The sequence below is a fragment of the Halegenticoccus soli genome, assembly GCF_002844195.1.
GTDB lineage: Archaea > Halobacteriota > Halobacteria > Halobacteriales > Haloferacaceae > Halegenticoccus > Halegenticoccus soli.
Window position 1 is genome coordinate 416,858 of the sequence record NZ_PEND01000002.1, and the last position, 25,862, is coordinate 442,719.

The 25,862-nt window shown below is 68.9% G+C and carries 29 protein-coding genes, 2 tRNA genes and 1 pseudogene; 12 read left to right on the plus strand and 20 right to left on the minus strand.

Annotation, left to right across the window (positions count from 1 at the left end):
• Positions 1-7: 7 nt before the first annotated feature.
• Together CNO20_RS07065 and CNO20_RS07070 are read right to left on the minus strand one after the other, a co-directional pair.
• Positions 8-664, minus strand: coding sequence for an HVO_0476 family zinc finger protein (locus tag CNO20_RS07065; RefSeq protein ID WP_101295429.1), 657 nt, complete (start codon positions 662-664; stop codon positions 8-10).
• Positions 665-781: 117 nt separating this feature from the next.
• The gene (locus CNO20_RS07070; protein WP_101295430.1) at positions 782-1,804 is read right to left on the minus strand and encodes an aminopeptidase; all 1,023 of its coding nucleotides are present in this window, start codon (positions 1,802-1,804) and stop codon (positions 782-784) included.
• Between the two features lie 275 nt (positions 1,805-2,079).
• On the opposite strand from CNO20_RS07070, the gene CNO20_RS07075 reads away from it, so the two are divergent.
• A complete protein-coding gene (locus tag CNO20_RS07075) occupies positions 2,080-3,141 on the plus strand; it encodes a type II glyceraldehyde-3-phosphate dehydrogenase (RefSeq protein ID WP_101295431.1) in 1,062 nt (353 codons plus the stop codon).
• A gap of 99 nt (positions 3,142-3,240) precedes the next feature.
• On the opposite strand, the gene CNO20_RS07080 is transcribed toward CNO20_RS07075, so the two are convergent.
• From CNO20_RS07080 to gap, 4 genes are all read right to left on the minus strand, one after another.
• Positions 3,241-3,741, minus strand: coding sequence for a metallophosphoesterase (locus tag CNO20_RS07080; RefSeq protein WP_101295432.1), 501 nt, complete (start codon positions 3,739-3,741; stop codon positions 3,241-3,243).
• A gap of 69 nt (positions 3,742-3,810) precedes the next feature.
• The gene (locus CNO20_RS07085) at positions 3,811-5,031 is read right to left on the minus strand and encodes a phosphoglycerate kinase (protein WP_101295433.1); all 1,221 of its coding nucleotides are present in this window, start codon (positions 5,029-5,031) and stop codon (positions 3,811-3,813) included.
• Between the two features lie 315 nt (positions 5,032-5,346).
• On the minus strand, positions 5,347-5,913 hold the full coding sequence (locus CNO20_RS07090; protein WP_101295434.1) for a DUF8121 family protein: 567 nt from the start codon (positions 5,911-5,913) through the stop codon (positions 5,347-5,349).
• 120 nt (positions 5,914-6,033) lie between these two features.
• Entirely contained in the window at positions 6,034-7,089 is a 1,056-nt protein-coding gene (gene gap, locus CNO20_RS07095; protein ID WP_101295435.1) for a type I glyceraldehyde-3-phosphate dehydrogenase, read from the minus strand.
• Positions 7,090-7,305: 216 nt separating this feature from the next.
• On the opposite strand from gap, the gene CNO20_RS07100 reads away from it, so the two are divergent.
• A complete protein-coding gene (locus tag CNO20_RS07100) occupies positions 7,306-7,677 on the plus strand; it encodes an Hsp20/alpha crystallin family protein (RefSeq protein WP_101295436.1) in 372 nt (123 codons plus the stop codon).
• Between the two features lie 19 nt (positions 7,678-7,696).
• Here the strand turns inward: CNO20_RS07100 and CNO20_RS07105 are convergent, their stop codons facing one another.
• From CNO20_RS07105 to nucS, 4 genes are all read right to left on the minus strand, one after another.
• On the minus strand, positions 7,697-8,566 hold the full coding sequence (locus tag CNO20_RS07105) for a nucleotidyltransferase domain-containing protein (RefSeq protein WP_101295437.1): 870 nt from the start codon (positions 8,564-8,566) through the stop codon (positions 7,697-7,699).
• Between the two features lie 45 nt (positions 8,567-8,611).
• Positions 8,612-9,472 (minus strand): ATP-grasp domain-containing protein, encoded by an 861-nt coding sequence (locus CNO20_RS07110; RefSeq protein WP_101295438.1) that lies wholly within the window; start codon positions 9,470-9,472, stop codon positions 8,612-8,614.
• A gap of 47 nt (positions 9,473-9,519) precedes the next feature.
• Entirely contained in the window at positions 9,520-10,050 is a 531-nt protein-coding gene (locus CNO20_RS07115; protein ID WP_101295439.1) for a 50S ribosomal protein L16, read from the minus strand.
• A 97-nt stretch (positions 10,051-10,147) separates the two neighbouring features.
• On the minus strand, positions 10,148-10,924 hold the full coding sequence (gene nucS, locus CNO20_RS07120) for an endonuclease NucS (RefSeq protein WP_101295440.1): 777 nt from the start codon (positions 10,922-10,924) through the stop codon (positions 10,148-10,150).
• A 243-nt stretch (positions 10,925-11,167) separates the two neighbouring features.
• Between nucS and CNO20_RS07125 the strand changes: the two genes are divergently transcribed.
• From CNO20_RS07125 to CNO20_RS07140, 4 genes are all read left to right on the plus strand, one after another.
• The gene (locus CNO20_RS07125) at positions 11,168-12,886 is read left to right on the plus strand and encodes an asparagine synthase-related protein (RefSeq protein WP_101295441.1); all 1,719 of its coding nucleotides are present in this window, start codon (positions 11,168-11,170) and stop codon (positions 12,884-12,886) included.
• A gap of 84 nt (positions 12,887-12,970) precedes the next feature.
• On the plus strand, positions 12,971-13,630 hold the full coding sequence (locus tag CNO20_RS07130; protein ID WP_101295442.1) for a hypothetical protein: 660 nt from the start codon (positions 12,971-12,973) through the stop codon (positions 13,628-13,630).
• On the plus strand, positions 13,627-14,319 hold the full coding sequence (locus CNO20_RS07135) for an ArsA family ATPase (protein ID WP_101295443.1): 693 nt from the start codon (positions 13,627-13,629) through the stop codon (positions 14,317-14,319). The genes CNO20_RS07130 and CNO20_RS07135 overlap by 4 nt, the downstream gene beginning before the upstream one ends.
• 86 nt (positions 14,320-14,405) lie before the next feature.
• Complete coding sequence (locus CNO20_RS07140) at positions 14,406-14,834, plus strand: DUF2267 domain-containing protein (RefSeq protein ID WP_101295444.1); 429 nt, start codon at positions 14,406-14,408, stop codon at positions 14,832-14,834.
• Between the two features lie 172 nt (positions 14,835-15,006).
• Here the strand turns inward: CNO20_RS07140 and CNO20_RS07145 are convergent, their stop codons facing one another.
• Both CNO20_RS07145 and gvpH read right to left on the minus strand, forming a co-directional pair.
• The gene (locus tag CNO20_RS07145) at positions 15,007-15,201 is read right to left on the minus strand and encodes a cold-shock protein (RefSeq protein ID WP_101295445.1); all 195 of its coding nucleotides are present in this window, start codon (positions 15,199-15,201) and stop codon (positions 15,007-15,009) included.
• A 66-nt stretch (positions 15,202-15,267) separates the two neighbouring features.
• A complete protein-coding gene (gene gvpH, locus CNO20_RS07150; RefSeq protein WP_101295446.1) occupies positions 15,268-15,774 on the minus strand; it encodes a gas vesicle protein GvpH in 507 nt (168 codons plus the stop codon).
• Positions 15,775-15,982: 208 nt separating this feature from the next.
• On the opposite strand from gvpH, the gene CNO20_RS07155 reads away from it, so the two are divergent.
• Complete coding sequence (locus CNO20_RS07155) at positions 15,983-16,969, plus strand: malectin domain-containing carbohydrate-binding protein (protein WP_101295447.1); 987 nt, start codon at positions 15,983-15,985, stop codon at positions 16,967-16,969.
• Between the two features lie 69 nt (positions 16,970-17,038).
• Here the strand turns inward: CNO20_RS07155 and CNO20_RS07160 are convergent, their stop codons facing one another.
• The 4 genes from CNO20_RS07160 to CNO20_RS07175 form a co-directional block, all read right to left on the minus strand.
• On the minus strand, positions 17,039-17,428 hold the full coding sequence (locus tag CNO20_RS07160) for a hypothetical protein (protein WP_101295448.1): 390 nt from the start codon (positions 17,426-17,428) through the stop codon (positions 17,039-17,041).
• 259 nt (positions 17,429-17,687) lie between these two features.
• Positions 17,688-17,761 (minus strand) — tRNA-Phe (locus CNO20_RS07165).
• 54 nt (positions 17,762-17,815) lie between these two features.
• Positions 17,816-18,385 carry a hypothetical protein gene (locus tag CNO20_RS07170; RefSeq protein ID WP_101295449.1) on the minus strand — a complete coding sequence of 190 codons (570 nt, stop codon included), beginning with the start codon at positions 18,383-18,385 and terminating at the stop codon, positions 17,816-17,818.
• A gap of 256 nt (positions 18,386-18,641) precedes the next feature.
• Positions 18,642-18,715 (minus strand) — tRNA-Val (locus tag CNO20_RS07175).
• 83 nt (positions 18,716-18,798) lie between these two features.
• On the opposite strand from CNO20_RS07175, the pseudogene CNO20_RS07180 reads away from it, so the two are divergent.
• Together CNO20_RS07180 and CNO20_RS07185 are read left to right on the plus strand one after the other, a co-directional pair.
• Positions 18,799-19,284 (plus strand): annotated as a pseudogene (locus CNO20_RS07180) (DUF192 domain-containing protein); the annotation flags it as partial.
• Positions 19,285-19,451: 167 nt separating this feature from the next.
• Positions 19,452-21,392, plus strand: coding sequence for an ABC transporter ATP-binding protein (locus CNO20_RS07185; protein WP_101295451.1), 1,941 nt, complete (start codon positions 19,452-19,454; stop codon positions 21,390-21,392).
• 3 nt (positions 21,393-21,395) lie between these two features.
• Here the strand turns inward: CNO20_RS07185 and CNO20_RS07190 are convergent, their stop codons facing one another.
• On the minus strand, positions 21,396-21,719 hold the full coding sequence (locus tag CNO20_RS07190; protein ID WP_101295452.1) for a DUF5789 family protein: 324 nt from the start codon (positions 21,717-21,719) through the stop codon (positions 21,396-21,398).
• A 125-nt stretch (positions 21,720-21,844) separates the two neighbouring features.
• On the opposite strand from CNO20_RS07190, the gene CNO20_RS07195 reads away from it, so the two are divergent.
• On the plus strand, positions 21,845-22,582 hold the full coding sequence (locus CNO20_RS07195) for a creatininase family protein (RefSeq protein WP_101295453.1): 738 nt from the start codon (positions 21,845-21,847) through the stop codon (positions 22,580-22,582).
• A 38-nt stretch (positions 22,583-22,620) separates the two neighbouring features.
• Here CNO20_RS07195 and CNO20_RS07200 read toward each other — a convergent pair whose 3' ends face one another.
• Together CNO20_RS07200 and CNO20_RS07205 are read right to left on the minus strand one after the other, a co-directional pair.
• On the minus strand, positions 22,621-23,076 hold the full coding sequence (locus CNO20_RS07200) for a DUF5790 family protein (protein ID WP_101295454.1): 456 nt from the start codon (positions 23,074-23,076) through the stop codon (positions 22,621-22,623).
• A gap of 115 nt (positions 23,077-23,191) precedes the next feature.
• Complete coding sequence (locus tag CNO20_RS07205) at positions 23,192-23,536, minus strand: dihydroneopterin aldolase family protein (protein ID WP_101295455.1); 345 nt, start codon at positions 23,534-23,536, stop codon at positions 23,192-23,194.
• A gap of 149 nt (positions 23,537-23,685) precedes the next feature.
• Between CNO20_RS07205 and azf the strand changes: the two genes are divergently transcribed.
• Entirely contained in the window at positions 23,686-24,447 is a 762-nt protein-coding gene (azf, locus tag CNO20_RS07210; RefSeq protein WP_101295456.1) for an NAD-dependent glucose-6-phosphate dehydrogenase Azf, read from the plus strand.
• Positions 24,448-24,483: 36 nt separating this feature from the next.
• On the opposite strand, the gene CNO20_RS07215 is transcribed toward azf, so the two are convergent.
• Positions 24,484-24,780, minus strand: coding sequence for a DUF7553 family protein (locus CNO20_RS07215; protein ID WP_101295457.1), 297 nt, complete (start codon positions 24,778-24,780; stop codon positions 24,484-24,486).
• Positions 24,781-24,850: 70 nt separating this feature from the next.
• On the opposite strand from CNO20_RS07215, the gene CNO20_RS07220 reads away from it, so the two are divergent.
• Positions 24,851-25,858, plus strand: a complete 1,008-nt coding sequence (locus tag CNO20_RS07220; protein ID WP_101295458.1) for an FACT complex subunit Spt16 family protein — start codon at positions 24,851-24,853, stop codon at positions 25,856-25,858.
• The last annotated feature ends 4 nt before the right edge of the window (positions 25,859-25,862 follow it).

Below are 25,862 nucleotides of genomic sequence, written 5' to 3' on the forward strand. Positions count from 1 at the left end.
CGCGCCGTCACCAGGCGGACCAGGCGGTGGTCGTCTCGTCGCGGGCGTACACCCGCTTTGCGTCCTTTGCGAACACCATGTCCCCCTCGTGGTCGAACTTGTCGAAGCGGTAGCCGGCCGCGTCGTCGCGGACCTGTATCCCCTCGACCTCGAACTTCTCGTCGCCGAACTCCTCGACCTCGCCGACGGTGAACTCGTAGTCCCCCGGCACCTGCACCTTCAGACTGCGCGTCTCGTCGCGGCGGCCGTCCCTGGGGTGGACGGTGACGTTCACGCTCACGTTGTCGACCGCGCGCGTCCAGATCGTCTGTACGTCCTCGACCGCCGCCTCCTCGACCCGCCGATCGCCGCCGAGATCGAGAGCGGTGATGCGGACGAGCATGATCGCCTCCGGCGTGTCGACGATGAACTCCTCGCCGACGGCGACGATCTCGTCCGGCGGCGCGCCGACGGTCGTCGAGAACGATTCGTCCTCCTGGGAGACGATCACGTCCGTTTCCACCTCCGCCTCGCGCTCGATCGGTACTTTGTGCACGTGACCGCACGCCGTGCACCGCACGGTCGCCCGTCCGCCGCCTCCCGCTTTCAGCACCTCGTGGACGGTTTCCTCGGTCGGCGAGCAGGAGGGACAGACGACGGCCACCTGCTCCGCTGGTTCGCTCATACCTCGGCGTAGCCGGTCGCGCGGTAAAAACCCGTGCTTCCGTCCGCCGTTCGATCCGCTATTCGTTCGATCCACCCTCCGACCGATTCCCTGGCGGTCCGCCAGACAGACCCGACGCTACCGCCGCTCGGCGCTCCGGGGGAGTTCTACCTCCCCCCCGTCGGCGTACACCGTCGGCTCGCGGAGGATGCCGTCGAGGTGCAGCGGCGCGTCCGTGTCGCCGCCGATGCCCGCGTCGTCGCCGATGGCGATGTGAACCGTGCCGGCGGCCTTCTCGTCGAGCAGCACCGATCCGACCAGCTCCTCGACGCCGACGTTGGTGCCGATGCCGAGCTCGGCGAGGTTGTACGCGTCCCGGCCGGCCGCCTCCGCGGCCGCGCCGGACGAGAACTCCCGGCCCCTCGCCAACTCGGCGGCGGCGGCCTCGACCTGCTCGCGCACGGCGTCGTCGGAGATCTCGGTGACGTATCCGTCCTCGACTTCGAACCGGAGCTCCCGCCCTTCGTCGAGGAGTCCGTGCGGCATCATCGTCCCGTCGACGACGTAGGTGCCGTTCGCCGTCTCGGGGCTGACGAACACCTCGCCGGCCGGGAGGTTGGAGAACGCCCCGGGTTCGCGGACCATCCCGGTGTCGGCGAGCCACTCGCGGTCGCCGGGTTCGAACGTGATGTCCGTGCCACGCGGCGAGGTGACGCGGATCTCCTCCGCGCCGCCGACCTGCGCGAGCAGCTCCTCGCAGTGCCGCGCGATGGCGCGGTAGTCCGCGTCCAGGCCGACGACCATCACCTCCTCGGTGATCCCCGGAAGCGTCGCGCCCCGCGCGCCGGCGTCGTTCGCGGCTCCGCGGGCGCGCGTGTGGCTCAGGCTCTTCGTCGTCGGCGCGAGGAAGGCGTCCGCCACCTTCATCGCCGCCGCGACGGGCTCGGGCGGCTCCTCGCCGTGCTGGCTCCCCGGCGGATACCGGACGATCGCGGTGTCGTCCGTGATCTCGCTCGCCGCGTCGTAGAGCGCCTCGCCGATTCGTCGGCGCTTGTCGTCCGTGATCACGGCGCACGATTCGTCGCCCCCGAGGTTCAGACACTGCCTCACGGCCGTCCGAGCGGCCTCTTCGAGGGCCGCCTCGTCGATTCCGTGGCTCATGCCCGACGAAGGGGCCGGCGGGGGATTATGTCTTGCCCAACCGGAGCCGAACGGACGACCGAATCCGACGGGGAGGACGCCTACCGTACCGCCGGCGATTCCGTCGGTGGTCGCGGCGCGGTCCGTCCGGACCGCCGCCGCGCTGCTCCGCCCGCGGTCCAGTACTTACCCGTTTTTGGAAAAATCCCCGCGGATACTCGTCCGAGAGTTAATTTCTGGCTGATTAGACCCGGAATAACTATCTGTCTCGGTGCGGGACACCTGAACGAGTGCAAATGATAAAGGTGGGCGTCAACGGATACGGAACGATCGGAAAGCGCGTCGCGGACGCGGTCCGAGCCCAGCCCGACATGACGTTGGTCGGCGTCGCGAAGACGCGGCCGAACTACGAGGCGGAGGCGGCGGTCCGGAAGGGGTACCCGCTCTACGCGGCCATCCCGGAGCGTTCCGACCGATTCCGCCGGGCCGGCATCGACCTCGCCGGCGAGGTGGACGACCTCGTCATGCAGAGCGACGTTGTCGTCGACACCACCCCGTCCGGGATCGGCGCCGAGAACCGCGAGCTGTACGAGCAGTACGACACGCCCGCGATCTTCCAGGGCGGCGAGTCCGCGGACGTCGCCGACGTGAGCTTCAACGCGCGGGCCAGCTACGACGCGGCCGAGGGCGCGGACTTCGTCCGCGTCGTCTCCTGTAACACCACCGGCCTCTCCCGGCTCCTCGCACCCCTCCGCGAGGAGTACGGCGTCGAGAAGGCGCGCGTCACGCTCATCCGACGCGGCGGCGACCCCGGCCAGGCCGACCGCGGTCCCATCAACGACATCCTCCCGGACCCGGTGACGGTCCCCTCGCACCACGGCCCCGACGTGAACACGATCTTCCCCGACCTGGACATCGACACCGTGGGCGTGAAGGTGCCCGCGACGCTCATGCACCTCCACAGCGTCAACATCACGCTCGAAGGGTCGCCCGACACCGACGAGGTGAAGGAGCTGCTCGACGCGGAATCGAGGCTGTTTCTCGTCCCCGGCGAGGCCAAGATCGACGGGACGGGGAAGCTCAAGGAGTTCGCGATGGACACCGGCCGCCCGCGCGGCGACCTCTGGGAGAACTGCATCTGGGAGGAGTCGATCTCGATGGTGGACGACGATCTGTACCTCTTCCAGTCGATCCACCAGGAGAGCGACGTCATCCCGGAGAACGTCGACGCGATCCGCGCCATCACCGGCCGGGAGACGCAACTGGACAGCATGGCGACGACCGACGAGCGCCTGGGCGTCGGCCTCGAAAGCCTGTTCCGCGGCCCGCGCCAGCGGGTCGTTCCGGCGGACGACTGACAACCCCACCGCAGCGGCCCACCTCAGACTTCGGGCTTCGGGATTTCGCGTTCTGGAGTTTTGGGAATCGCTTTTGCGAACCGTCGGCCCGCCCCTCGGTCACTCGAGCCGGTGGTGCTCCACGGCGTCGGTCCCGTCGCGCTCCGTGTCGATCGTCGCGACGTGGAACGCGTCGTCGGCGTCCGGGATCGGCAATCCGCCGGGGTTGACGCGGACCGATCCGTCGCGGTCTTCGACCGCGCGCTCGTGGGTGTGCCCGTGCAGGACGTAGTCGTAGTCGCCGCAGTCGACCAGCGCGTCCCGCAGGACGGCGTTGGTCCCGTGGTAGGCCGCGACCGGGACGCCGTCGAAGCCGAGCGCCCCGCAGTGTCCGAGGTAGGTGCCGAACGACTCTACCGTCGACCGGAGCGCCCACTCCCCGTCGTTGTTGCCCCGGACGTAGTAGAAGTCGAACCCCGCGTCGAACGGCTGCGCCGAGAAGGGCGCGACCACGTCGCCGCAGTGGATCACCGCCTCCGCGCCCTCGTCCTCGAAGAACTCCACCGCCGCCTCGACCAGGTCGAGGTTGTCGTGCGTGTCGGAAACGACGCCGAGTTTCATGCTCGGCAGTTCGACGCGGCGCGGTAAAGATCCTGGCGGCGAACGGTACGCGGATACGTGGGTGCGCGGTTACGCCCCGGCCGACTCCTCCAGCGCCACCACCGCCACCAGCGGCTCGCCCGTCAGCGCCCGGATGTACGCCCCGCCGGCGATCGAGACGTGCGAGAAGTCGTCCTCGTCGAGGCCGTACATCTCGATCGCGCGAGAGGTGTCGCCGCCGCCGACCACGGAGAAGCAGTCGGTCTCGGCGATCGCTTCGAGCACGCCGACGGTGCCCTCCTTGAACCGCTCGTCCTCGAAGACGCCGAGCGCGCCCTTGACGAACACGGCGGCCGAGTCGCGGACGATCGGGTCGTACTCCTCGACGGTCCCGGTGCCCACGTCGAGGTACGACTCGGTCTTCTCGTCTATCTCCCCCACGTCGCGCTCGGCGCGTTCGCCGTCGTCGTCCTCGTAGGCGAGGTCGACCGCGAGGCGGATCTCGTCGCCGCGTTCCTCTAAGAGCGACTCGATCGTCCCGTGGTTCCTCTCCCACTGCTCGTCGAAGAGGTCCGTGCCGCCGACGTCGTACCCGACCTCGTGGCCCGCGGCGCGGAGGAACAACTCGCCCGCCACGCCGCCGAGGCAGAACGTGTCGACCCTGTCGCCGAGGTTGTTCATCACGTCGATCACGTCCGTCGCCTTCGTCCCGCCGACGACCATCGTCACGTCGCCGTCGAACTCCCGGCCCGAGATGCTCGTGTTCGCCTCGTACTCGGTCTCCATCACGCGCCCGGCGTACGCGGGGAGGACGAGCGGGAAGCCGACGAGCGAGGCGTGCGCCCGGTGGGCCGCCGAGTAGGCGTCGTTGACGTAGGCGTCGAACTCGGGCGCGAGGGTTCGGACGAAGTCGCTCTCGGCGTGCTCCTCGGGCTCCTTCTCGGGGAGTTCGTCGTCGGCCATCCGCACGTTGTCGAGCAGCAGCGCCTCGCCCGCGCCGAGGTCGCGGATCGCGTCGACGGCTTTCTCGCCGTAGACGTCGTCGACGAAGCCGATCTCCCGGCCGACGTGCTCGCCGAGAATCTCGGCGTGCCGGTCGAGGGAGACGAAGTCGTCGCCCCCCGGTCGGCCCTGGTGGGCCATCAGGACGACCCGGTGGTCGCCTTCGAGGAGCTCCGTCACCGTGGCGGCGTGCCGGGTGAAGCGGCGGTTGTCCTGTACCGCACCGTCCTCGACCGGGGAGTTCAGATCGAGTCGGACGAGGACGCGCTGTCCGGGTTCGAGGTCGTCGAGGGTTCTGAAGGGTGCCATCTCGTTCGGAGTGTCGTCGGTCGGTGACTTAGAGGTGGGCGAAATTCGATCGCGCGGGCGGATTCGTCCGTGCGGGAGGTCGGTTCGGCGGGTATCTTCGTCCGTCGGTGCGGTGGACGTGACGGTTCGTCGACAGCCTGTGGGCGCGAAGCCCCCGTCCCGCCCCTCGGCCTCGGCCCTCCCCAGCCTCGCGGTCGCCCCGAGAGTCGACCGCTCCCTCGCGCGACGCGCTCGCGCGCGGAGGCGCTCCGCCGCGCGCAATCGTGATGATCAAAGTCAAAGTTGACGCGGTGTACGGAACGAGACGAACGCGGTTCAGAGGTCGACGAGCACCGAACCGGCGGCGTCATACGTCCGGTCGCCCTCGGTTTCCGACAGCTCGAACTCGACGTCGACCGCGAGTTTTCGGGGCGGCCGATCGCCGACAGTCTGGAGCACCAACTCCGTCGTGAGCGTGCCCTGACCCTGCGCGCCGAGGTCGTCGACCTCGACGATCGTCCGACCGTTTCGGTCGTTGCGAAAGTGCACCTCGGGGAACTCGGGACCGCCGGGCGCGTTCAGGTACACCTCGCTCGCGTGCTCCGGATCGTCCGGAAGCACGGCGAAGCGATACCTGAAGCCGTCGAGGCCCGTGCCGTCGGCGTGCCACGCGCTGACGCGAAGCGGGTGAAAACGGTCGTCCTCGTAGACGTCGTGGCGTATCGTGGTCACGAGAAGGAGCTCGTCGCCCCGGCGAAACGTGAGATGGGTCTCGTCGCCGTCGTTCTCCGTGTCGGGGTCCGAGAGAGTCACGGCGCTCGATTCGGCGGTGGTGAACTGGCTACACCCCGAGAGTACGGTGGCTCCGAGGGCGACAGCGGGGAGGAACTGGCGGCGTCGCATATTCGGCTCGAACAGGTCAAACGATGATAAGCTTTCCCGGACTGGACGCTACACCGTGGAAAAACGCCGGCGGGGTCGACGGGAGCGACGGCGAAAAAACGCTATCGGCCGACGGCGGGCTTACTCAGCCTTGCCCGAGATGTACGCCGCGACGTCGAGCATCCGGTTCGAGAAGCCGTACTCGTTGTCGTACCACGTCAGGACCTTCGCGAGGCTCCCGCCTTCGAGCACCCGCGTCGAGTTCAGGTCGACGTAGGAAGAGAACGGCAGCCCGACGATGTCGGTCGAGACGATCTCCTCGTCGGTGTAGCCGAGCACGCCGGCGAGTTCGTTGTCCGCCGCGTTCCGGAACGCCTCGTTGATCTCCTCCGCGCCGGGGTTCCCTTCGAGGTCGACCGTGAGGTCCGTGATGGAGCCGTTCGGGACCGGCACGCGCATCGCCATGCCGTCGAGCTTCCCTTCGAGCTGGGGCAGGATTTCCGTCGTCGCCTGGGCGGCCCCGGTCGTCGTCGGGATGATGTTCTCGGCGGCGGCGCGGCCGCGGCGGGTCTTGCCCTTCGGGCCGTCGATGAGGTTCTGCGAGCCCGTGTAGGCGTGGACGGTCGTCAGCAGGCCGGCGTCGATGCCGAACGCGTCGTCGAGCACCTTCGCCACCGGCGTGACGCTGTTCGTGGTGCAGGAGGCGTTCGAGACGACCTCCTCGCCCCCGTACTCCTCGTGGTTGACGCCGTAGACGATCTGCTTGACCGGCTCGTCGCCCTTCGGCGGGGCCGAGATGAGCACCTTGTCCGCGCCCCCGGCGAGGTGGGCGCTCGCGTCCTCCCGCGTCCGGAAGATGCCGGTGCACTCCAGCGCCACGTCGACGTCCAGGTCGTCCCACGGGAGCTCGGCCGGGCTCTGGACGTTGAGGAGCGGGACGGACGTGCCGCCGATCGTCAGGTGGTCGTCCTCCAGTTCGACGCCGTCGAGCCGCCCCATGACGGTGTCGTACTTCGCGAGGTACGCCATGTCCGCGGGGTCCATCACGTCGTTGATCCCGACGAGGTCGATCCGCGGGTCGTCCATGACCGCGCGGAAGACGTTCCGCCCGATGCGTCCGAAGCCGTTCAACCCGACGCGCACGACCTCCGAGTCGTCTACGTCGTCCGCCGCGTTCAGGTGCGATTTTTCACTCATATACGAGTTAGTAGCGGTTTGGGCTACTTAAACCTGGGTGTAACCGCTCTCCGGTCGGTTCCCTCCGGCGCTTGTCGCCGGACCGGCTTAGCGGTTTGGTGGGATTTCGGGGTAGTTCACGCGGTCCGCACTGTCGGTCCTCGGCGCCGGCGTGACCGACGATATCGGGGAGCACACGTCAGAAAGTTTTTGGGCGAGAACGGCCTAGCGATTCCCATGGATAGAGACGACCGCGACGATCCGTTCGACAACATCTTCAACGAGATCGAACGGATGATGAACGAAATGACGGGTGGTCCCGGCGACCGGACGGGCTTCACCACCGAAACCCACGTCGACGTGTTCGACGAGGGCGACACCATCCGACTCGTCGCGGATCTCCCGGGCGTCGAAAAGGACGCCATCGAACTGAAGTGCGACGGCGAGGTGCTCACCATCAGCGCCGCCAGCGACCGCCGGGAGTACGACGAGCGCGTGCGCCTCCCGGCCCGCGTCGACGAGCACTCCGCGAGGGCGTCGTTCAACAACGGCGTCCTCGAAGTGACGTTCGAGCGCGTCGAGGACTCCGCCGCCATCGACGTCGAGTAGAACCGTTCTCACCCGTTCTCTACCGGCCGCCGAGCGATCGCTTTCGGTCGATCCCCCTGGCTTCGAGCATCCACTCGTCGAGACGTTCCCGGTAGGCCCTTCGCTCGGCCGCGTCCGGTCCCTCGAAGTCCGCGGCGTCCAACAGCGCCTCGATCGCCCGCTCCGCGCTCGACGCGAGCGCCGGATCGAGCTCGCCCCCGGCCCGCTTCGCGTCGACGAGTTCGTCGGCCAGGTCGGCGTCGCCGAGCACGGCGTCCGCGAGCGTCCGGACGTCCGCGACCACGTCGCTCCGCTCGGCGACGTAGTGTGCCGCCAGCGCCCCTCTGAGGGCGTAGAGGTACGTCTTCGCCGTCGCGTCGTCCCGCCGGCAGCGCTCGTAGTTGTGCCGCGCCATCCCCGCGTACCGCGCGGGCGCGTCGAGCGGCAGTTCCTCCCGGATCGCGTCCCTGAGCCATTCGACGCGCACTTCGGGCGCGTCCGTCACCACGATCCCGTCGAGCACGGCTTCGAGCGCGTTGACGTTCGACTCGGCGAGCAGCGTTCCGAACGTCCGCAGTTCGTAGCTGACGAGATCAATCTCGGCCCGATCCTCCTCGCCGACGGGATCGGCCTCGATCCTTCTGCCCTCGCCGTCCGGATCGGCTTCGGCCGGGCCCCCCTCGCCCGGCGAAACCGTCGCCGCGATCCGCTCGGCCGGCGGTTCGAGGAGCAGGTAGCGGACGCCGTCCGCGACGTGAAAGCCGCGCACGTCGACGTCGCTGTCGACGCCCGCGAAGCCGTAGATCCGGCTGCCGGTCACCGCGTAGAACCCCGGCGATCCCTCGGTGCCGACGGCGTCGGCGACGATCCGCGCCAGCCCCTCCCGCGACCAGCCGCCGAGTTCGTCCATGGAACCGCTTCGGGCGACCGGCACTTAATCGACCTGCCGCCTGCCTCAGTCGACCTGTCGCCGGACGAGCGCCGCGAGCCGATCGTAGAAGTCGGGGTCGTACTTCGTCGCGGCGTCGACCGTCGGCCGGGCGTTCGTCTCGTTGACGACGACCCGCCCGCCCGATTCGAGGAGGTCGACGCCGAGGTACGGGACGTCGAGAACGTCCGCGGTCCGCTCGGCGAGGCGTCGGTGCCTCCGGGGCAGGTCCACGGCCGTCGCCGACGCGCCGCGGTGGACGTTGTGCTTCCAGCGCCCCTCGACCAGCGCGTCGTCCGGCAGTCGGCGCTCCACCGCGCCGACGCACTCGCCGTCGACCACCATCGCCCGGTAGTCGCGCGCGTCGGGGAGGTACTCCTGGATCAGGTAGGACCGATCCCCCGTGGCGGGGTACTCGTGGAGCAGGTTCAGGTAGTCGACGACCCCGAGCGCCGAGTCGAGGTCGGACGCCTTCGCGACGCCGACGCCGCGGGTGGTCGAGTTCGGCTTCACGACGACGGGGAACGCCGCGTCCGACAGCGCCTCCTCGACCGCCGCGTCGCCCGCGGGGTTCGACACCATCGTGGTCTCGGGCACCGGCACCCCCGCCCGGCCGAGCGCGGCGAGCACGCCGGCCTTGTTCCGCGAGGTGAGCACCGCCTCGCGGTCGTTCACCCAGGGGATCCCGAGCAGCGCGTCGGCGACGCCGCCCTCCATCGGCCGGGGCGGGAAGACGAACCCGACGTCGAACGAGTCCGGCCACGGCTCCGCGAGGGGGACCGTCCGCTCGTCCGTCCGGAGGTGACGGACCTCGATGCCGCGCTCCGAGAGCGGGTCGCGAACGCGCTCGAACGTCTCCGCGCGCGTGGCGACCGCGAGCCTGAGCATACGCTATCGGGGGGGATGAGGGCCCAAAAAGGTGCGTCCGACGCCGATCAGGAGACGAGCAGCTTCTCGCCCTTCTCGACCACGATGCGGCACGGCGGCGACATCTTGTTGTACGCGCGCCGGAGGGCGTCCTTGGCGACCTCGGCGTCCTCGGGGTTGCAGTAGATCGTGAAGACGGTCTCGCCCGCGCCGACGCGCGCCGCGGTGCCGACCGGCTTCCCGAACGCCTGCCGCATGCCGTCGGAGACGCGGTCCGCGCCCGCGCCGGTCGCCTGCTTGTTCTCGCGCAGGACGTGGTGGGGGAACTTCCGCAGCACCATCTTGTAGTTCTCCTGCCCGACGTGCTTCAGCATGAGCCGGTTCGCCGACAGGCGCGCGGATTCGAGCGCGCCGTGGCGGATCTGACACTCCTCCTCGACCTCGAGGCTGATGTGGACGGGGTAGTCGTCCGGCCCCGTCTGGAGATTGCCCATGTTGTGCTGTGCGATCTTCGAGCCGGGGATCCCCGTGATGTACTCGCGTCGCGTGTACGGGGGGTTGGAGATCTCCCGGTACATGGAGGCCGGTTTGTCTGCCATGGTTACTTGTGCGGGACAAGGCCGACGCGGCGAATAAAGCCTTCGATGCGTCCGCTGCCGCCGTGGGAGCCGGTGACGCGCCGCCGACCGGTTTCGGCTACTCCTCGATTCCCCCCTCGTCGTCGACGATTCGATCCGCGGCGTCGGTCGGCTGGCCCGTGTCCAGGTCGATCGCGACGAACTCCAGCCCCGACTCGTCGAGCAGGTCCGCGGTCCGGTCGGTGATCGAAGGGGCGACGAGGATACCCCGCACCGGCGCGTCGTCCCCGACTTCCCTGCGGAGCGCGTCGACGTACCGACGGAGCTGGCTCGCGGCCGAGGGGCCGACCCGCCGCCGCTTGAGTTCGACGACGACCGGCGTGCCGTCGGCGTCCTCGCCGTAGATGTCCATCGGCCCGGCGGCGCTCGGTCGTTCGGTTTCCAGGGGTGTGAAACCCGATTCGAGCACCGACGGCGAGTCGAGGATGTGCTGTCGGAGGTCTTCCTCGCTTCCCCGGAGGTCAAGCGACCGACCGCCGGTCACGGCGAGCGCCGAGAACTGGTGGACGCGCTCGAAGTGCACGTCGAGCGTCTCGTCGGGGTTCGAACGCGTGCTCCGAACCCTGAGCGTCCCGTCGCGGACGCTCGCGCGGTGTTCGCTCCCCGGCGGCTGCCAGTTGACCGGCGTCCGCTTCTCGTCGGTGTGGACGAGCGCCGTCCCGTCGGGTTTGAGGATGACGAGTCGGTCGCCCGAGCCGAGCGTGCTCGCCGCCCGGCCGTCGTAATCGACGGTGCAGCGGCCGAACAGGGTGATCAGCTCGCCGCGCTCGAACGCCTCCTCCAGCGCCCAGAGGACTTCTCGGTGCGTCGGCCGGTACAGTGTCGTCGCGTGCATGTCCGTGATGGGTTCGTGACTCCTTCGAGCCCGGCGGACAAAAGCGGCGCGTCGTCGGTCGCCGACGCGTCGGTTTCCCCCTCCGCGGGCGGCGATTTAACCGGCGCTTTTCGACCGGCTAGTCATCGCCCGCGAGGCGATCGTTTCGCCCCTTTATCGCATCGTGTCCGATGTTCATCCATTTCGAGCGACGTGACGTTTAATCGACTAATAATGAAACTACCACTTCGACAGACTAGTTGCATGATTGACCGATTGACGGTCCTCGTTTCGGACCCCGACGCGCGCGTGATCGAAGCCGAGACGGGAACCTGGGTCGTCTCCGGCGTTCGGACCGGCGCGCTCGAATCGCTGATCCGGCGCGCCGAGTCGGTCGCGGCGGTGCGGCGTCGCGTCGGGTCCGCGACCGAGGACGCCGCGCTGGTACACGTCTCGGACGACCGCCGGACGGTGCGGGCGTACCGCACCGTCGTCGGCAGCCGCCGGCTCTACTTCCTCCGGGGGTCCGACGGCGGCGCGGTCGTCACGGACCACTTCAGGACCGCGCTCGCGCGGCTCGACGCCGGCGACCGGACCGTCCCCCGGTCGGCGCTCGCGGATCACCTCCTCTTCAGAGCGCCGATTCCCCCGTCGACGTTCGTCTCCGAGATCGGTTGCGTGCCGCAGGGCGAGTGGCTGACCTGGGACCTCGACGCGGACGAGCGCGCGCTCACCGCGGTCGATCGCCTCTCCCCCGGACCGCCGCTCCGCCCGAAAGCGGCGATCGACCGCCTCGACGGGCTGCTCGCCGACGCGCTCCGCTTCGACGACGATCGACCCGCGTCGAATCTCTACTCGGGCGGCGTCGACTCGACGCTGGTCCAGTCGTACCTCGGCGATTCGGTCCCCATGCTGAACGTGGGGATCGACTCGCCGGAGTACGCCTTCGAGGTCGAGTACGCCCGCGAAGGGGGAGCGCGGTTCGACGCCGAGTTCAGACAGGAGATCCTCGACGAGCGCGAGGTTCTGGAGCGCCTGGAGTCGAGTGTCGACGCCCTCGGATCGCCCGCGTTCCCGCTCATGACGCCGCTCATCGACGCGGCGTTCGCGCGGGGGAACGACCGGCGGTACATGATGGCGATCAACGCCGACACGCTCTGCGGCGACGCGGGGACGAAGGGCGCGCGGGTCGCGTCGTGGCTGGCCCCTGTCCTGCTGTCGCCGCTCGGCGCCCTCGCCGGACGGACGGCCCCGTCCGGGATCGGCTCCCGGATCCGCCGGCTCCGGTCGATCGCGCGCCGACAGCGGTACGACCCCTCCGACCCGCGATCGTTCCCCCAGCAGTTCGTCGCCTACACGAAGCCGGCGCTCGTCGCCGACGTTCTCGGCGAGGACGTCGTGAAGGCGCGGTGTCGCGCGCAGGTTCGGCACGTCCGCGACCGACTCGACTTCGCGCCCGCCGGCTCCCGGTTCGAGCGGCAGATCGAGGCGGCGCACCTGCTCTCCATGTACGCCCACCGCATCGGCTGCCGGTGGCGTCAGCTCGCGGCCTCTCACGGGAACGCGCTCGAGACGCCGTTCGAGACGCGAAGCGTGGCCGAGTGCGTCCTCTCGGTGCCCGCGTCGCGGCGGTACGTCGAGGGACCGCCCCGCGCCCGGCGGCTGCGCACGAAGCACCTCCTCAAGCGGCTTCTCGCCCGACGCCTCCCGTCGTATCCGACGACGCAGCCGAAGGGCGCGGGGGTGCTCCCGTTCGAGCGGTACTTCGAGGAGGGCGCCCTCACCGGGGTTTTCGACCGGTACGACGTCCCCGAGTTCGTCCCCGACGAGCTGCGCGAGGCGGCGATCGAAGACAGCGGCAGGCAGGCGTGGAACCTCGTCACGTACGCCGTCTGGCGCGACCGAGTCCTCCGCGATCCGGCGCTCGAACCCGCGCCATCGCCGATCCGACTGGAGTGGCGGGCGGCCCCCCGAGTCAGCTAGCCCGGCCGCGTCCCGTTCCGCCCTATCGGGCACAACACTTTCCCCCCGCGAGGGCGAACACTTCCCCCACAGCGATCCAGAGCCATGAGCGACACATTCACCACGAAAGCGAAGGAGAACGTGACGAAGTTGGCGCAGGAGACCGCGAGGGAATCCGCGAAGGAACTGATCAAGGAGGCGGTCCGCGAGGCGAACGAGGAGTCATCCTCGGGGTCGAGCCGTCGCGTCCCCGGCCTGCTGCTGCTCGGCGTCGGGGCCGGGATCGGCTACCTCCTCGCCGGTCGCCGGTTCGCGGCCGCCGCGCCCGACGACTCGACGGCCGGGGAGTCCGCGAAGGAGATCACCGTCGAAGCGCCGGACGAATCCGACGAGGGAACGGGCGGCGGTTCGTCCGGTCCCGGCCCGCTCCGACTCCTGCTCCTGCTCGGGGGCGTCGCGGTCGGCAGCTACCTCGTTCGGAAAAAGCGCGGCTCGAAGCCAGACGAGCTGAGCGACCTGGCCGACGACGTGGTCTCCGACGTCGAGGAGGTCGCGCCGTCCGGGGTCGAGGAGGACGGCGAAGCGTCGTCCGGCGGGACCGACGAGGAAGCGGACCGCCCGGCCGACATCGAGGAGCTGGGCGAGACTGACGAGGCCGCCGCGATCGGGTCGGACTCCACGGAGGTCGGTGCGTCGGACGAGGCCGAAGCGTCGGAGGAGGACGGCTCGGACTCGGACGACGCCGACGAAGAGGAGTCGGACTGAACCCGCGGCCGGCGACCGTAAACGCGGACGCCGCGGTACCGTCGCCGGCTCGGACTCCTCTTTCCGTCGCCGCCTGCGACCCCCGCTCTCTCCCGTCTCCGCCGTCCGAGCGGCGGCTCCGCGCGACCGCCGCCTCGTTCGTCTTCGACACGGCTCCGACCGGGTACACGCCCCGCCTGCTCGAACTCCCCGCGGTGGCGAGCGCGACGATGGACGCGACGCTCGCCGTCCGGCGACAGGTCCGGCGGATCGCCGATTCCACCCGCCGCGTGATGTTCGGTCCGGCCTACTACGCGGTCGGATCGCGCGCGGAACCGGACGCGAACGACGACCTCGTCGAGCTGAAATCGCGGATGGAGCGCGTGAAGGAGATCGTCCGGGATCCCGACCGAACCGAGTTCCGCGTCGTGCTGCTGCCCGAAGCGATGGCGATACGCGAGACGCGGCGGTTCGTCGATCGACTCCGCGCGTTCGACGTTCCGGTGCGAACGCTCCTGGTGAACGGGGTGCTGGAGGACGCCGACGACCGCTGCGATCGCTGCCGCGCTCGTCGGGCGCGGCACGAGCAGCGCCTCGACGAGATCCGTCGGCGGTTCCCGGGCCTCGACGTTCAGCGCCTCCCCGCGCTCGACGGCGAGGCCCGCGGGACCGAGTCGCTCGCGACCATCGCCGATCGACTTCGGATCTGAGCGACCGTCGCAGTTCTTCGTGGCGCTCGACGCCCCCTGACCCGTGGCCATTACACCTATTGAAACCGCCGGCGAAACTCTCGGACATGGATTACGACACCTTCATCGGCGAAGTGCAGAACCGCGCACAGCTCCCCTCGCGCGAAGACGCGGTCCGGGTGACCCGGATCACCCTCGAAACCCTCAGCAAGCGCCTGGAACCGGGCGAGGCGGACGATCTCGCCGCGCAGCTCCCCGAAGAGATCGGCCGCCACCTGAGCAAGGTCGACTCGGTCGAGGGCTTCTCCTGGGACGACTTCGTCGACCGCGTGGTCGAGGAAGGAGGGTACGACTCCCGGGACGAACGAGGCGACGCGGTACACCACGCCAGAGTCGTGATCGACGTGGTCGACGACGCCGCCTCGCAGGGCGAGATGACCGACGTTCGCGCTCAGCTCCCCCAGGAGTTCGAAGAGCTGTTCGCGCTGGCCGATCAGGAAGAAAAGCCCGTCGAGGAGGAACAGCGCCCCGAGTAGCCGGCGCGTCGCCGTCCCGGCGTTCGTCGGACGGCTCCCCGACGCCCCGTTTTCGGCCACCGGTTCCGAGACCAAAGCGGCGCGGCCGCTGTCGCGAACCGACGCTCCCCTGCTCGGAGTCCGTTAAAATGCGAAACCGTTTCGTTGCGCCGTTACTCGCCGGAGATCCGACTTACAGCCGCTGGAGGTTCGTCGCGCGCGGGCCCTTCGGAGCCTGCTCGATGTCGAATTCGACCTCCTGACCCTCTTCGAGATCCGGGCCGCCGATGTCCTCCATGTGGAAGAATACGTCGTCGTCCGCGTCCTCTGTCGAGATAAAACCGTAGCCGCCGGTGTCGTTGAAGAAATCAACGGTTCCTTTTGCCATTGCTTCTGACGGGAGACGCCGAACACTAATAACGCTTCCGCGAGACGAGGTACCACGGACTTCGGCTCACGCCCCGTCCGCCGATCGAGCGCGTATTTCGAGAACCCCGTTGTTGAACCAGACCCTGGTGATAACGACCGGATCCCACGGGAGGGACACCCGCCTCACGACCCGCCCGCGAACCGCGATGACGAGGGAGTTCGTTTTCTCCGAGAGCCCGACCGACAGGTCGTCCTTTTCGACGCCCGGAAGATCCGCGACGACGGTCATCTCGTCTCCGGACGTGTACGTCTCCACGTGGTACCCTTGCGCGCCCGCGGTACCGTCCGTGCCCGTCGTCGAATCGGTCGAGCCACCTTCGTACCCCGTCCACTCCCCGCGATCGGCCGGCCGACCGCGGTCCGGGTCGCCCTCTATCGGACGGTGGCTGACGTCGACGATGCCGCTCAGGAGGTCAGTTATCGGCCGTAACCCGATCTCCAGCCGGATTCCGGAGGGCCGCTCCCGACGGTCGTCGGACGACTCGGGGTTCGCTCGCTCGTTCTCGTCGTCGGTCGGGTCGGGATCTGTCATGGTGTTCGAACTCCGTTCGCGCGGCTTTCGATCCGTGATATTTGATGGCACGGGTAATAAGGTGTCCGGTACCTCCCCCTCTTCCGTGATCCGGACCGCTGACGTGTCGGCTTTCGGATTCGAAGCTATCAGCGAAATTTGACGTTCTCGCACGCGTCACCGTCGCTCACCGTGACGTATAATTAGCTCCACCGGAAAGCGGACACCCATGTCCGCCTCGTCGCGCTCGTCGCCGAACGACACTTCGTCCAGCGCCCGGCAGTCCGCGAGTTGGATACACTGGGTGCTTCTCGGCATCGGGGGCCTCTTCTTTCTCACCGGCATCCTGGTCGCCGCCGGCGTTCCCGACGTGCCGCTCGGCGGCCCGGTCGCGGACGACGGCGACACCCCGTCTCCGACGCCCGAGACGGGCGACGATTCGACTCCCGCGGACGCGAACGCCGGGAGCGACTCCGCCACGGCGGACGCGGACGGCGACCGGCGGTCCGGCGACGGCGCGCAGGAGTCCGATCCGCCGAGCGCGACCGGTACCACACCGCCCGCCGGGACCGCGACTCCGACCTCGACTGCGGTCTCGTCGCCGACGCCCGGGGCGGTCGCCGAGCCGGTGTACCGCGTCAACGTCGGCGGTCCGAGGATCGGCGCGGCCGACGGCCCCGACTGGTCTCCCGACCGCGCGGACGACCCCTCGCCGTATCTCAACTCCGGCGGGAGCGACACGGTCGCCCACTACACGCCGGACCGGATCACCGTCGACGACGGCGTGCCGCCGACCGCGCCCCGCGCGATGTTCAAGACGTACCGGTTCGACCGCGGTTCCGCCGACGGGCGGTACGAGGAGATGATCTGGCGCTTCCCCGTCGATCCGAACCGCGAGTACGAGGTCCGCCTCTACTTCCTCGAAGCGTTCTTCACGGACGGCGACTCGGGCCGCGAGTACGAGAAGCCGTACGCCGAGGGCGGGCCCCGATCGTTCGGCGTCGCCGTCGACGGCGAGGTCGTCCTGCGGAACTACGAACCGTTCCGCGAGCACGGCCACGACGTCGGCGGCGTGAAGTCCTTCCGGGTGACGGCCGAGGACGGCGTGATCGAGATCCGGTTCCTCCGCGAGGCGGAGAACCCGACCGTCTCCGGGTTCGAGATCGTCGACACTGGTCCGCGTAACGGCGGGACCGGCGGGAATAGTGGGAATTGAATCGGGCACCGCCTCGGACCGCTCACGCTAGGGACCCCAGCGGGAATGCTGCCCGAACAGGGCGTCGGGCTACCCGTTCGACCGGCCGGATTCGCGCTTCCCGCGCTCTATCGGGTACCGACGTCCGTCGGCCAGCCCCTCCAGCGCCGCGTCGGCGACCGATTCGACCGCCTCCAGGATGCCGTCCTCGAACTCGGCGACGAGTTCGTAGGTCAGTTTCCCGTCGGCGGTGACGCCCGCCGGCAGGATCTCCCCGTCGAGGCGGTCGGCGACGCCGTCGTGCTCGCCGCGGAGTCGCCGTTCGGCCTCCTCGAAGTGCTCCATCGCGGCACCGACCGAGTGGTGGAACTCCACGAGCGCCCCGTGGGCGCGGTAGAACCGCTCCAGTCCCCGCTCTATCTCCTCGATCGCCGCCCGTTCGTCCTCGGTCAGGTCGTCGATCGCGTCGGAATCGCTCATGCGCTCCGTACTCGGGTCGGACAGTTAGGGATTGCCTCGACTGTGCGGCTCGCCGTGGCTCGCTTCGATCGTCGGCAGAGTCGTTGATCGCTGTATCGTTCGGGAAGGATCGTGCCGCCTCCCGGATTGTGAACCTCGCCGAGACGTTCCTGCTCACTTCGTTGCGCGGGCTGCGACTCGTCTGGTTCAAATCGCGGTCGGGAGCAGTTTCACTGCTCACATCTCGGTCGCTTCGCTCCCTCGATAGTTCGCAGGAAAATGCCGCCTCCCGGATTTGAACCGGGGACAGCTCGATCTTCAGTCGAGTGCTCTCCCAGTCTGAGCTAAGGCGGCGCACTCGGAACGAGGACGAAGGGAGCAAAAAGGATTTCGAAACGGGGCGGTGCCCTACGCGACTTTTCGCCGCCTCGCGAACGTTTCCCTCCCGCCGTCCCACCTGACCGTCGCCGTGACCCGCACGTAGCCGTCGTTCCGCCTGATCTTGTCCGCGTCGAGGGGACCGACCCTGACGCGCTTCGTGCGCCTGATCCGCTCCCCGCTCGCCATCGGTCCGAGGCGCTCTCGGTCCCGCCAGAGCACGTCGTCGCGGACGGACATCCGCGCGCGGATCCTGACGTTCTCGGCTCTGCCGGGGCCCGTGTTCCTGATGGTCACGGCAACGTCTCGACAGCCCGGCCCGCACTCTTCGACCGCTCCGAGGGCCAGGCGGAACCGCCGTCGCTCCCGATCCGATCCGGTCTGTCCGCCTTGCCCGCTGCGGGGCCCGCCGTTCGGTCCCCCGCCGCCGTCGTCCGGCTGCCTCGCGGCTCCGGCGGTCGACGCGGCCGCCGATCTCTCGACCGCCGTTCCGTTCGCCGATTCGTCGGTCTCGCCGTCCGGCTGGCGCGTGACCGCGCGCGCCACCCCCGAAACGGCGACGAGCCCCACCGCCTGGCCGAGTACGTGTCTCCGTTTCATCGAACTCGATCTCCTCCCTGGTCCGGTACCGCGCGGTTTCGTGCGGGTGAGTCGTCCGCCCCACGCCATCTGTACCTGCCACCGCGACGGTTGAATACGTTCTGTCTCCCTCTCGGATACGTTCCAATCCAAGAACGGTTTGGGGGTTTCGGGGCGGGTGTCTCGTGAGCCGCAGAAACGTGGGTTCGGGCGGGACTAATTCGAATCCTTCCTCGCGTCCACGATTCACGCCTCGCTGTCGCTCGGCGAAAAGGAGTGGGCTCGGGCGGATTCGAACCACCGATTTCGGCCTTGTAAAGGCCGCGTCATGACCAGCTAGACCACGAGCCCGCGATTCAATAACTCGACCCCGGCCGAATAACTGTTACTTTCTGCCCCGGAACGTTTACGCGACTCCCTCCCGTTTCTCCGGTGTGGCATCCCGACGCGTCCTCGCCGCCATCGCCGCCGTGCTGCTCCTGGCAGTCGTCGGTGCCGGCGCGGCCTACGCCTTCGGCCTCTTTTCGCCCGGCGAGTACGAGCGGACGACCGTCACCGTCGTCGACGAGAACGGGACCGAACTCGCCACCGTCGACGTTCGGATCGCCGACACCTACGCCAAGCGGTACACCGGCCTGAGCAACACCACGTCGCTCGACGACGGCGAGGGCATGCTGTTCGTCCACCCCGAGGAGGACAGACAGGCGTACGTCATGCGCGACATGGACTTCCCGCTCGACATCGTCTTCGTCGACGCCAACGGCACCATCACGCGGATCCACCACGCGCCCCTCCCGCCCGAAGGGACGAGCGGTGCCGAGCTGAAGCGGTACGAAGGCCGTGGGAAGTACGTCCTCGAAGTTCCGTACGGCTACACGAACAGGACCGGCATCGAGGAGGGCGACCGGATCAGGATCGGGGGGAAACCCGCCTCCGAGTACGCCGGGACGGGCGCGTCGTTCGTCTCGCCGCCGTTCGTCTCATCTCCGTTCGTCTCACCGCCGGCCAACGCGGCCGCCCCGCGGATACCGGTGCATTTCGATTCGTAGCCAACGCTTTTCATCTGTCAATCCGTCCACGGTTGATAATGGGTGTCCCCGCCGACGAAGACGATCCGTTCGAGAAACAACGGGAGCGCACGGACAACGCCATGCGCCGGCTGTTCCGCGAGTACGGCCCCGAGAACGCCGTTCCGCTCGTCGTCGGCGTCGTCGCGAGCGTCCTCGCCCGGGTGCTCGACCTGATCCCGCCGGTGATCCTCGGCGTCACCATCGACGCCGTCTTTCGGAACGAGAAAACCTACGCCGAGGCGCTGCCCGTGATCCCGCCGTCGGTGAGTCAGCCGTACGTCCCCGACTCCGCGGCCGGCCAACTGTACTTTTCCGTCGGCCTCGTGGTTCTCGGCTTCTTCGGCGGGGCGGTCTTTCACTGGTGCCGGAACTGGGGGTGGAACGCCTTCGCGCAGAACATCCAGCACGCCGTCCGAACCGACACCTACGACAAGATGCAGCGGCTGAACCTGGATTTCTTCGCCGACAAGCAGACGGGCGAGATGATGTCCATCCTCTCGAACGACGTGAACCGCTTAGAGCGGTTCCTCAACGACGGGATGAACGCCTTCTTCCGGCTGTCGGTGATGGTCGTCGCGATCGCGGTCATCCTCCTCGACATGAACTGGCAGCTGGCGCTCATCGCGCTGCTCCCGGTGCCGCTCATCGCCCTCTTCACGTGGAAGTTCATCGAGATCATCCAGCCGAAGTACGCCGAGGTCCGCTCGTCCGTCGGCCGGCTGAACTCCCGACTGGAGAACAACCTCGGCGGCATCCAGGTCATCAAGACGTCGAACACGGAGAACTACGAGTCCGACCGCGTCGACGACGTGTCGTTCGACTACTACGACGCCAACTGGGACGCCATCTCCACTCGGATCAAGTTCTTCCCGGGCCTTCGCATCCTGGCCGGCGTCGGCTTCGCGCTCACCTTCTTCGCCGGCGGACTGTGGGTGCTCAACGGAGGCGGGCCCGGACCACTGAGCGGGGCTTTCTCGGCGGGCGTCTTCGTCACGTTCATCCTCCTCACCCAGCAGTTCATCTGGCCCATGGCGCAGTTCGGGCAGATCATCAACATGTACCAGCGCGCACGCGCCTCCAGCGCCCGCATCTTCGGGCTCATGGACGAGCCGAGCCGCCTGGCCGAACAGCCCGACGCCGAGGACCTCGTCGTGGACGAGGGCCGGGTCGAGTACGACGACGTCACCTTCGGCTACGACGACGGCGAGACGATCGTCGAGGGGATCTCCTTCGAGGTCGACGGCGGCGACACGCTCGCGCTCGTCGGGCCGACCGGCGCGGGCAAATCGACGGTCCTCAAGCTCCTCATGCGGATGTACGACGTGGACGAGGGCTCCATCCGCGTCGACGGGCGGGACGTCCGGGACGTGACGCTCACGAGCCTCCGGCGGTCGATCGGCTACGTGAGCCAGGAGACGTTCATGTTCTACGGCACGGTGAAGGACAACATCTCCTACGGGACGTTCGACGCGAGCGACGAGGAGATCATCGAGGCCGCGAAGGCGGCGGAGGCGCACGACTTCGTCACGAACCTCCCGGAGGGCTACGACACGATGGTCGGCGAGCGGGGGGTGAAGCTCTCCGGCGGCCAGCGCCAGCGCCTTTCGATCGCCCGCGCGATCCTGAAGGATCCGGAGATCCTCGTGCTCGACGAGGCGACGTCGGACGTCGACACCGAGACGGAGATGCTCATCCAGCGGAGCCTCGATCGCCTCACGGCCGACCGGACGACGTTCGCCATCGCCCACCGCCTCTCGACGATCAGGGACGCCGATTCGATCGTCGTCCTGGAGGACGGACGGATCGTCGAGCGCGGCTCGCACGGCGAACTCCTCGAAGAGGACGGGCTGTACGCCCACCTCTGGGGCGTGCAAGCGGGCGAGATCGACGAGTTACCGCAGGAGTTCATAGAGCGGGCGAGCCGCCGACAGGCGCGCACTGAGGCCGTCGACGACTAACCGTCAGAAGGATTCGTTTTCCGATCCCTCGCCTTCCGTCTCGACGCCCCGGTCGCTGTAGCGGTCGCGACCGACGGCCTCGCTGCCGACCATGTTGAAGACGGCCTGTCTCACCTCTTCGGCCTCCTGGAACTTCTCGCCGCTCTCCTGCTGGTACGGTTCGAGGATGTCGCCGAACGTCCGCGACCCGTCCGGCATTTCGAGCTCGTAGTCCCCGTACTCGTCGACGAGTTCCGACGCGGTGGCCGGGTACTCGTGGCCGTCCAGCTCGTCGTCGAGCTCGCCGAACTCAACGCCCTGCTCGCGGGAGTCTCCCTCGTCGCTCATGGTTTCTTCGATTACACGGTCGTCGCCTCGACACTAACGCCTTTGGGCCAGTCCGCCCGTTCCCGTCCGCGTCGGTGGCCGCTGTCCCCCCATCGTTACATACCGCCGCCGCCGATGCCACTCGTATGCGCCTCTCGGAACTCACCTGGACGGACGTGGCCGACCTCGACGCCGATCTCGCGCTCCTGCCGGTCGGCAGCACCGAACAGCACGGCCCCCACGCGCCGCTCGGAACCGACACGCTGAACGCAGTCGCCGTCGCGGAGGCCGCGGCGGAGGCGTACGAGGACGAGGTCGTCGTCGCCCCGGCGATCCCGGTCGCCGTCGCCGAGGAGCACCGGCAGTTCCCCGGCACGCTCTGGGTGACGCCGGAGACGTTTCGGAGCTACGTCCGGGAAACCGTCGCCAGTCTGGCCGACCACGGGCTCGAACGCGTGGTCGTCGTCAACGGCCACGGCGGGAACGTCGACGCCCTCCGCGAGGTGACCGGAACGATCACGCGACGCGACGACGCCTACGCCGTCTCGTTCACCTGGTTCGAGGCGGTCGGCGAGCACAAGACCCTGATGGGGCACGGCGGGGCGCTCGAAACGGCGATGCTCAGACACGCCGCGCCGGAACTCGTTCGCGAGGATCAGATCGAGGAGGCCCGGGCCGGCGCGAGCGACGGCTGGGGCGACTGGGTCTCGGGCGTCAACCTCGCGCACGACTCCGCCGAGTTCACCGACAACGGCGTCGTCGGCGACCCGGCCGAGGGCGACGCGGCGCTCGGCGCGGAGCTTCTCGAGCTCGCGGCCGACGCGCTCTGTGCGCTCCTCGCCGCCGTCGCGGAGCGGGACACGTCCCGTCCCGCGCGCCGGTAGCGTAGTCCGACTCGGGACCGCTCTTCTCCGGTTCCGGACTACTCCTCTTCCTCTTCGTCCTCCTCGCTCTCCTCGTCTCCTTCCTCCGCTTCGTCACCCGTCGACTCGCCCGCCTCGTCGAGCGCGCTCCGGAGCTCCGGGATGGTGCTCGTCAACCCGCCGACCTGCTCGCGCGCCCCCTCCAGCATCTCGACGACCTCCTCGACGGCTTCGATCTCCGCCTTGAGGTCGTCGGCGTCCTCGAACGCGTCGGCGCGCTCGCCCAGCGTGTACCACTTCTTCGCCTGCCGCAGGTGTTCCTCGGCGTCGCCCGCACTCAGGGCCGACCGCAGGCCGTTCAGCACGCCCAGGACGTTTTCGGCCTCGGTCTCCCAGACGTCGTCCCCGCCCGGGAGCGCCTCCCACGCCGCCTCCAGGTGCGCTTCGACGTCCTCGCGCATCTCCGCGGCCGCCTCGCCGAACAGCTCGTCGTCGCCAAGCGTTGACTGGCTCATACCTCCCGCTTGTACGCCTCACCGTTTAAATACGCGCCCGAAAGTGAAAGTGAAATCGCGCAACTCGTCCCCCCGAGGCGCGCGTCTTCCCGACCTCGCCGCCCCGGCGACGTACTCACTTCTCGTCGACCGAGACGAGCTTCATCAGCGGGTACCCCTCCTCCATCTCCATGCGCGTGCGCACCGACACGTCCTCGTACCGGATCCGCATCTCCGCCTCCACGAACCGCCCCGTGAGCTCCGCGTAACCGTGCTCGTGTTCGATCGCCGCGGCCACCTCCTCGTCCAGGATCTCGACGGTCACGGACTCGCAGAACGGCTGGTTCTCTATGGCCTCCTCCATCGCGCGTTCGAGGCTCCGCGCGCTGTCGGGGCTCACCGGCGTCCCCGCGAACTGGTGGTACAGCGATCCGAACTTGATCCCGGCTTCGAAACACGCCCGCTCGGCGTTCGTCGGCATGGTGAGACCGAACGGGGCGGACGGCTAAGTTCTGTCGTCGCGCGGCGGTTTCGCGCCCGACGAGTCGGGAAAGGGGACTGACAGTTCCGCCGGCGAGCGCCCGCGAAACCGGACCTTACTTAGCCTCCTCTTTTCCAATATCTACCCGAATGGACGACCCGGTTCTGCTGACGGGTGCCGGCGGGCGCGTCGGACAGGCGATCCTGCGCGACCTGGCGACCGAATACGACTGGCGGCTCCTCGATCGCGAATCGCTGCCGCGCGAGCGGCTCCCCGAGGGCGTCGACCGCGACGCGATGTACGTCGCGGACGTGACGGACTACGAGACGGTCCGCGAGGCGGCGGAGGGCGTCGGTGCGGTCATCCACCTGGCCGGCGACCCGCGGCCCCAGGCCCCCTGGGACAGCGTCCTTCGGAACAACATCGACGGGACGCAGAAGGTCTTTCAGGCCGCCGTAGACGCCGGCGTCGAGAAGGTCGCGTTCGCCTCCTCGAACCACGCCGTCGGCGCGTACGAGACGGAGGAACGGACCCCGGAGATGTACCGCCCCGATCACGCGTTCCAGCTCGACGGGACGGAGCTCCCCCGGCCGAGCAACCTCTACGGCGTGAGCAAGGCGGCCGGCGAAACGCTCGGCCGGTACTATCACGACGAGCACGGCCTGTCCGTCGTCTGCGTGCGCATCGGCAACCTCACGCGCGGCCACCCGCCGTGGGACTACGAGCGCGGCCAGGCGATGTGGCTCTCCTACCGCGACTGCGCGCACCTCTTCGATCGCTGTCTCGAGGCCGACTACGGCTACGAGATCGTCTACGGCATCAGCGACAACGACCGGAAGTACTACTCCATCGACCGCGCGCGGGACGTTCTGGGGTACGAGCCGCAGGACAACTCCGCCGAGTTCGAGTGATCTCGACTCGCGGGGGACGACCGGTCGCGTCAGCCCTCAGTGTTCTTCGCCCTCTTCCATCGCCCCGCGTTCCACCAGGTAGTCCGTGATGCTCTCTCTCGCCCGGTCGAGGTGCGTCCGCGGCTCCTCGTCGACCTCGTTCTCCAGAGCGCTGACTTTCTCGACCACCTCTTCGAGGCGATCGGCGCGCGGGGTTTCGCCCTCGGTCTTTTCGGTCTCGGTCATCTCCAGCAGCCCCTCGTCGATGGAGCGAATCTGTTCCTGCGTCTCGCCGTCCTGGAGATCCGCGGCCCGCTGAAGCTCCTCCCGGGCGTTCGTGAGATGGTCGGACATCGCACCGGTAACTTCGCGCCGGAGGCGGATAGGTGTGGGGTCTCAAGGTGTTCGCGGACGAAGGACGGACATGGTCACGGACACGCTCACCGAGGCGGACCGCGCGGTGCTCGCCTCGCTCTTCGACGGGCCGAGGGACGTCCCCGGCCTCGCGGCCCGGACGGACTGGACCCCCGAGGAACTCACAGAGCGCGCCGAGTACTTCGCGGACAACGGACTCGTGCGCGAACGGGACGACGGCCGCATCGAACTCACGGCTAGCGGCCGGCGGATCGTGTTGGCCCCCGGCGACGGGAGCGCGGACGACGACATCGACCTGCCCGAGCGCGCGAGGGAGGCGCTGGCGGCGCTCGGGCTCCGGGCCGACCAGGCCGACGCGGTCCGGCACGCGTTCGCGTTCCTCGCGTACTGGGGCGAGGCGACGGCCGCCGAGCTCAGGGAGGGCGTCTACACCGAAGCGCCGGCCGGGTACGGATCGCCCGACGACTGGTGGACCGACTGCGTGCGCGACGCCCTGGCCGCCCTCCCGGAGGTCGAACCGCCCGCGGAGGACGGCGGCCCGTGGCGGTACGCGCGGGACGCGGAGGGCGCGGATCCGGCGGCCGAAGGCTGGAAGATGCTCGACACGACCGCCCCGCACGAGCCGTACACGAGCCTGACGCACGTGCTGACCGACGAGTCGGCGTCTGCCGCCGAGCGCGCCGCGGTCGTCGCCGCCTTCGAAACCCTCCGCGAGCGGGGCGAGACCGACGACGAGTCGATCCGCGAGGCCGCGCGCCGCTGCGAGCACGGGGACGAACTCGACGAAGAGTGGTTCGAGGGCCGGTTGATCGAACTACTCGGATCCGTTCCCTTCGTCTTCCGCACGTCCGACGGTCGCTGGACCTACGTGTCGATGCGCGGCAGGGCCGACGTGGCGGCCGAGGGGACCGCCCCCGAGCCGTCGCCCGCCCCCGACAGGGGCGCGGAGGACGTGGGGGTGATCGCGGCCGCGGAGGACGTCGAGGACGCGGAGAGTGCGGAGGACGCCGAGGGCGCAGAGAGTACGGAGCACACCGGAGACGCGGACGACCGTTGAGCCG

Bases quoted from the DNA above. Each gene is read 5' to 3' on its own strand.
- CNO20_RS07065 (WP_101295429.1), bottom strand. From the start codon at position 664: ATGAGCGAACCAGCGGAGCAGGTGGCCGTCGTCTGTCCCTCCTGCTCG.
- CNO20_RS07070 (WP_101295430.1), bottom strand. From the start codon at position 1,804: ATGAGCCACGGAATCGACGAGGCGGCCCTCGAAGAGGCCGCTCGGACG.
- CNO20_RS07075 (WP_101295431.1), top strand. From the start codon at position 2,080: ATGATAAAGGTGGGCGTCAACGGATACGGAACGATCGGAAAGCGCGTC.
- CNO20_RS07080 (WP_101295432.1), bottom strand. From the start codon at position 3,741: ATGAAACTCGGCGTCGTTTCCGACACGCACGACAACCTCGACCTGGTC.
- CNO20_RS07085 (WP_101295433.1), bottom strand. From the start codon at position 5,031: ATGGCACCCTTCAGAACCCTCGACGACCTCGAACCCGGACAGCGCGTC.
- CNO20_RS07090 (WP_101295434.1), bottom strand. From the start codon at position 5,913: ATGCGACGCCGCCAGTTCCTCCCCGCTGTCGCCCTCGGAGCCACCGTA.
- gap (WP_101295435.1), bottom strand. From the start codon at position 7,089: ATGAGTGAAAAATCGCACCTGAACGCGGCGGACGACGTAGACGACTCG.
- CNO20_RS07100 (WP_101295436.1), top strand. From the start codon at position 7,306: ATGGATAGAGACGACCGCGACGATCCGTTCGACAACATCTTCAACGAG.
- CNO20_RS07105 (WP_101295437.1), bottom strand. From the start codon at position 8,566: ATGGACGAACTCGGCGGCTGGTCGCGGGAGGGGCTGGCGCGGATCGTC.
- CNO20_RS07110 (WP_101295438.1), bottom strand. From the start codon at position 9,472: ATGCTCAGGCTCGCGGTCGCCACGCGCGCGGAGACGTTCGAGCGCGTT.
- CNO20_RS07115 (WP_101295439.1), bottom strand. From the start codon at position 10,050: ATGGCAGACAAACCGGCCTCCATGTACCGGGAGATCTCCAACCCCCCG.
- nucS (WP_101295440.1), bottom strand. From the start codon at position 10,924: ATGCACGCGACGACACTGTACCGGCCGACGCACCGAGAAGTCCTCTGG.
- CNO20_RS07125 (WP_101295441.1), top strand. From the start codon at position 11,168: ATGATTGACCGATTGACGGTCCTCGTTTCGGACCCCGACGCGCGCGTG.
- CNO20_RS07130 (WP_101295442.1), top strand. From the start codon at position 12,971: ATGAGCGACACATTCACCACGAAAGCGAAGGAGAACGTGACGAAGTTG.
- CNO20_RS07140 (WP_101295444.1), top strand. From the start codon at position 14,406: ATGGATTACGACACCTTCATCGGCGAAGTGCAGAACCGCGCACAGCTC.
- CNO20_RS07145 (WP_101295445.1), bottom strand. From the start codon at position 15,201: ATGGCAAAAGGAACCGTTGATTTCTTCAACGACACCGGCGGCTACGGT.
- gvpH (WP_101295446.1), bottom strand. From the start codon at position 15,774: ATGACAGATCCCGACCCGACCGACGACGAGAACGAGCGAGCGAACCCC.
- CNO20_RS07155 (WP_101295447.1), top strand. From the start codon at position 15,983: ATGTCCGCCTCGTCGCGCTCGTCGCCGAACGACACTTCGTCCAGCGCC.
- CNO20_RS07160 (WP_101295448.1), bottom strand. From the start codon at position 17,428: ATGAGCGATTCCGACGCGATCGACGACCTGACCGAGGACGAACGGGCG.
- CNO20_RS07170 (WP_101295449.1), bottom strand. From the start codon at position 18,385: ATGAAACGGAGACACGTACTCGGCCAGGCGGTGGGGCTCGTCGCCGTT.
- CNO20_RS07185 (WP_101295451.1), top strand. From the start codon at position 19,452: ATGGGTGTCCCCGCCGACGAAGACGATCCGTTCGAGAAACAACGGGAG.
- CNO20_RS07190 (WP_101295452.1), bottom strand. From the start codon at position 21,719: ATGAGCGACGAGGGAGACTCCCGCGAGCAGGGCGTTGAGTTCGGCGAG.
- CNO20_RS07195 (WP_101295453.1), top strand. From the start codon at position 21,845: ATGCGCCTCTCGGAACTCACCTGGACGGACGTGGCCGACCTCGACGCC.
- CNO20_RS07200 (WP_101295454.1), bottom strand. From the start codon at position 23,076: ATGAGCCAGTCAACGCTTGGCGACGACGAGCTGTTCGGCGAGGCGGCC.
- CNO20_RS07205 (WP_101295455.1), bottom strand. From the start codon at position 23,536: ATGCCGACGAACGCCGAGCGGGCGTGTTTCGAAGCCGGGATCAAGTTC.
- azf (WP_101295456.1), top strand. From the start codon at position 23,686: ATGGACGACCCGGTTCTGCTGACGGGTGCCGGCGGGCGCGTCGGACAG.
- CNO20_RS07215 (WP_101295457.1), bottom strand. From the start codon at position 24,780: ATGTCCGACCATCTCACGAACGCCCGGGAGGAGCTTCAGCGGGCCGCG.
- CNO20_RS07220 (WP_101295458.1), top strand. From the start codon at position 24,851: ATGGTCACGGACACGCTCACCGAGGCGGACCGCGCGGTGCTCGCCTCG.